This window comes from Clostridium niameyense (assembly GCF_001243045.1).
In the GTDB taxonomy this organism is placed as follows: domain Bacteria; phylum Bacillota; class Clostridia; order Clostridiales; family Clostridiaceae; genus Clostridium_F; species Clostridium_F niameyense.
Map to the genome: position 1 here is coordinate 1 of NZ_LN849005.1, position 3,499 is coordinate 3,499.

Sequence of the window (3,499 nt, forward strand, 5' to 3'; positions counted from 1 at the left end):
GCCAGCGTTCGTCCTGAGCCAGGATCAAACTCTCAATTTAAAAGTTTAATCTTCTCAAAATCATTGACAAGGTTTTATACCTTGTTACTGGCTGTGTTACAAGAAAAATTTCTTGTTATTCTCTGTTCAATTTTCAAAGATCATTTTTCTCATGCATTAATTATTTTAACATAATTCCTAACACATGTCAACATATTTTTTATGTTGATTTGTTACGTTGATTTGTTGTCCTTTCAAACAACATAATATATGATATCATATCATTCTCCTAATATATTGCACGTATATCCTATTTAATTAAAGTATTTTTATATATCGTGAATTTTCTTAGCATTTATCTATTTTACTGGTAAAGATACACCTGGATTAGTATACTTTTTATTTTTATATCTATCAATTAAATTACTTGTAAAGCATTTGTTTTATATAATAATTATTATAAAAAATATATCATAGGATGCATATAACTTTATTCTCTCTTATAAAGATTTATATATTTAATCTTTATTAATTATTTATTTAAAATCTATCTCTTTTAATTTTTATATAAATAAAAAAGTTATGTTAAAATAAGAAATCAATTCTTATTAAAACATAACTTTTTTATTGAATATACTAAAGTAAACTAGCTGCTTCTTTATCAATAATTACAGTAACATCATTGTGTAATTGTAAAATTGATGCTGGCACTTCTGGAGATATATCACCCTTAACAGCTTTCAAAATGGCCTCAGCTTTAACTTTACCACTTGCTAATAAAACTATCTTTTTAGATTGCATTATTGTTTTCATTCCCATACTTACAGCCTTAGTTGGAACTTCATCAATAGAATTAAATAATCTAGAATTTGATTCTATAGTTTTTTCTTTTAATTTAACAAGATGAGTTTTTGCTTCAAACTTACTATCTGGCTCGTTAAATCCTATATGTCCATTAACTCCTATTCCTAATATTTGAACATCTATTCCACCAAATTCATATATTTTATTATCATAATTTGCACATTCTTTTTCTATATCCTCTGCATTTCCATTTGGAATATTTATATTTTCTCTTTTTATATTTATATGATTAAATAAATTATTATCCATAAAATAATGATAACTTTGAGGATCTTCTTCTTTTAATTTATAATACTCATCTAAATTAAATGTTCTAACCTCTGAAAAATCTACATCACCTTTTTTATGCATATCTATTAATCTTTCATATATTCCTAGAGGAGTATCTCCTGTAGCTAACCCTAAAATGCTATTAGATTTTAAAATTACTTGACTGGCAATTATATCTGCTCCCTTTTTACTCATTTCATCATAATTATCTACAACTATAATTTTCATTTACAACACCTCATCTTAATTTATATTAAATTTAAATATATTTCCTTCAACAATTGTATTAAAGATATTAAAGTCTTTATCAAATATAGTCATATCTGCATCTTTTCCTATCTCAATACTTCCCTTTTTATGATCTATACCAAGACTTTTAGCAGGATTTAAAGATATTAAATTAACAGCCTCATTTATTTCTAATTTAGTTTTATCTATTATATTACTCAAAGCTTTGTTTAAGGTTAAAATACTTCCAGCTAATGTTCCATCTTCTAATCTAGCAACCCCATTTTGTACTATAACCTTTTGTCCTCCAAGTTCCCATATACCATCTTTCATACAACCAGCTCTCATAGAATCTGTTATTAATATTACTTTGTCTTTTCCCTTTATACTTAATACCGTATTAAAAAGTTCTGGATGCACATGTATTTTATCTGCTATAAGTTCACAATATATATTACTATTAAAAACAGCGCCGACAACTCCCGGTTTTCTATGGTGGAGTGGTGTCATAGCATTAAACATATGAGTTACTCTAGATGTTCCATTTTTTATTGCATCCATAGCTTCCTCATATGTGGCATCTGAATGTCCTATAGATATTTCTATATTTGTATTTTTCTTTACTTTCTTTATAAATTCAAAATTTATATCCTTTTCTGGTGCCATAGTTATTATTTTTATAATATCCTTATACTTATCTATAAAATCATAAGAAGGTCTTACTATATAGTCTGCCTTCTGAGCTCCTTTATACTTTTCATTTATAAAGGGTCCTTCCATATGGGCTCCTAATACTTTTGCTCCAAAATTTTCATCCATAGACATTTTTATAGCTTCTAATGAATTATATATTTTTTCTTTACTCATAGTCATAGTAGTGGGAATAAATGATGTAACTCCATATTTAACTATAGCTTCACTTATAACTTTAATATCTTCTATAGTTCCATCCATAGAATCTTTTCCTCCAGATCCATGAATATGAGTATCTATAAATCCAGGAGATACATATTTATCTTTTGCATCTATTATTTCTTCTATATATATATTGTTAGAATCTAGTAATTCATTCAATTCATTAACTGTCAATATATTTACAATTTTCTTATCAAATAATATTGCACTATCTGTTAAAATCTCATGTTCTTTTATAATTTTACAATTAATAATAGCCTTCATTTTTATCTCCTCATATTTATTTTAGTGTTATTTCATATTTATATATATCCGTTCTATATACTGCTCTTGTATATTCAATAGGAGTATAGTCATTAATATACGTAGTTCTCTTAAACATTAATGCTAAAGAATTCTCATTTTGTTCTAAAAATCCACATTCATATTCATTTAAAATAATAGGCTCAACTGTTTGCTTAGCCTCATTAGGTTCATAACCATACTTATTTCTAAAAATATTATATAAAGACTTATTATTTATAGTTTCCTTTGTCATACCTTTGCATAAATTAAAAGGTATATATACATTTTCTAATCCTATTGGTTTTCCCTCTGTTTTCCTAAGCCTAATAACTTCTATAACCTTATCTTCAATCTCCGGCAAAAATAATATTTCTTTTATTTTTTTTGTTGCCCTTTTTACTTGAAAAGATAAAATCTCAGTTTCTGTATCTATACCCCTAGATTTCATTTCTTCGGTAAAACCTTTAAGCTCGGTTATTTTTTGATGTTTCTTAGGATTTGAAACAAAAGTTCCCTTTCCTTGTTCCCTATATAAAAAACCCTCATTAACTAAAGACATTATAGCCTTATTAACAGTCATTCTACTTATATTTTGAAAATCACAAAGTTCTCTTTCAGCAGGTATAGGATCCCCAGGTTTTAACTCTTCATTCTCTATCATTTCCTGCAATATTTCTTTTAATTGATAATACAGTGGTAAAGGATTATTCTTAGAAACTTTTTTCAAATTTATTTTCCTCCTAAAATAATATATCTTTAATAATTATATCATTATATTGTTATGTTGTATATACCAATATATATAAAAATAAAACACTCATGTAAGAGTGTTTTGGTGGCTAGACCAGGAATCGAACCAGGGACACGAGGATTTTCAGTCCTCTGCTCTACCGACTGAGCTATCCAGCCAAAAAAACTTATCTGGCAACGACCTACTCTTCCACAGGGCTTCCCCTGC

At 26.9% G+C, this 3,499-nt stretch carries 3 protein-coding genes and 1 tRNA gene; all 4 read right to left on the minus strand.

Annotation, left to right across the window (positions count from 1 at the left end; translation table 11 throughout):
- Positions 1-615 precede the first annotated feature (615 nt).
- Positions 616-1,341, minus strand: a complete 726-nt coding sequence (gene nagB, locus BN1711_RS00220) for a glucosamine-6-phosphate deaminase (protein ID WP_050606214.1) — start codon at positions 1,339-1,341, stop codon at positions 616-618.
- Positions 1,342-1,356: 15 nt separating this feature from the next.
- Positions 1,357-2,520 (minus strand): N-acetylglucosamine-6-phosphate deacetylase, encoded by a 1,164-nt coding sequence (gene nagA / locus BN1711_RS00225; protein ID WP_050606215.1) that lies wholly within the window; start codon positions 2,518-2,520, stop codon positions 1,357-1,359.
- A 16-nt stretch (positions 2,521-2,536) separates the two neighbouring features.
- The gene (locus BN1711_RS00230; protein WP_050606216.1) at positions 2,537-3,268 is read right to left on the minus strand and encodes a GntR family transcriptional regulator; all 732 of its coding nucleotides are present in this window, start codon (positions 3,266-3,268) and stop codon (positions 2,537-2,539) included.
- Between the two features lie 106 nt (positions 3,269-3,374).
- Positions 3,375-3,450 (minus strand) — tRNA-Phe (locus BN1711_RS00235).
- Between the last annotated feature and the right edge of the window lie 49 nt (positions 3,451-3,499).

What these genes read in the sequence shown, in the direction of transcription:
- nagA (WP_050606215.1), bottom strand. Translation starts at nt 2,520, where the DNA reads ATGAAGGCTATTATTAATTGTAAAATTATAAAAGAACATGAGATTTTA.
- nagB (WP_050606214.1), bottom strand. Translation starts at nt 1,341, where the DNA reads ATGAAAATTATAGTTGTAGATAATTATGATGAAATGAGTAAAAAGGGA.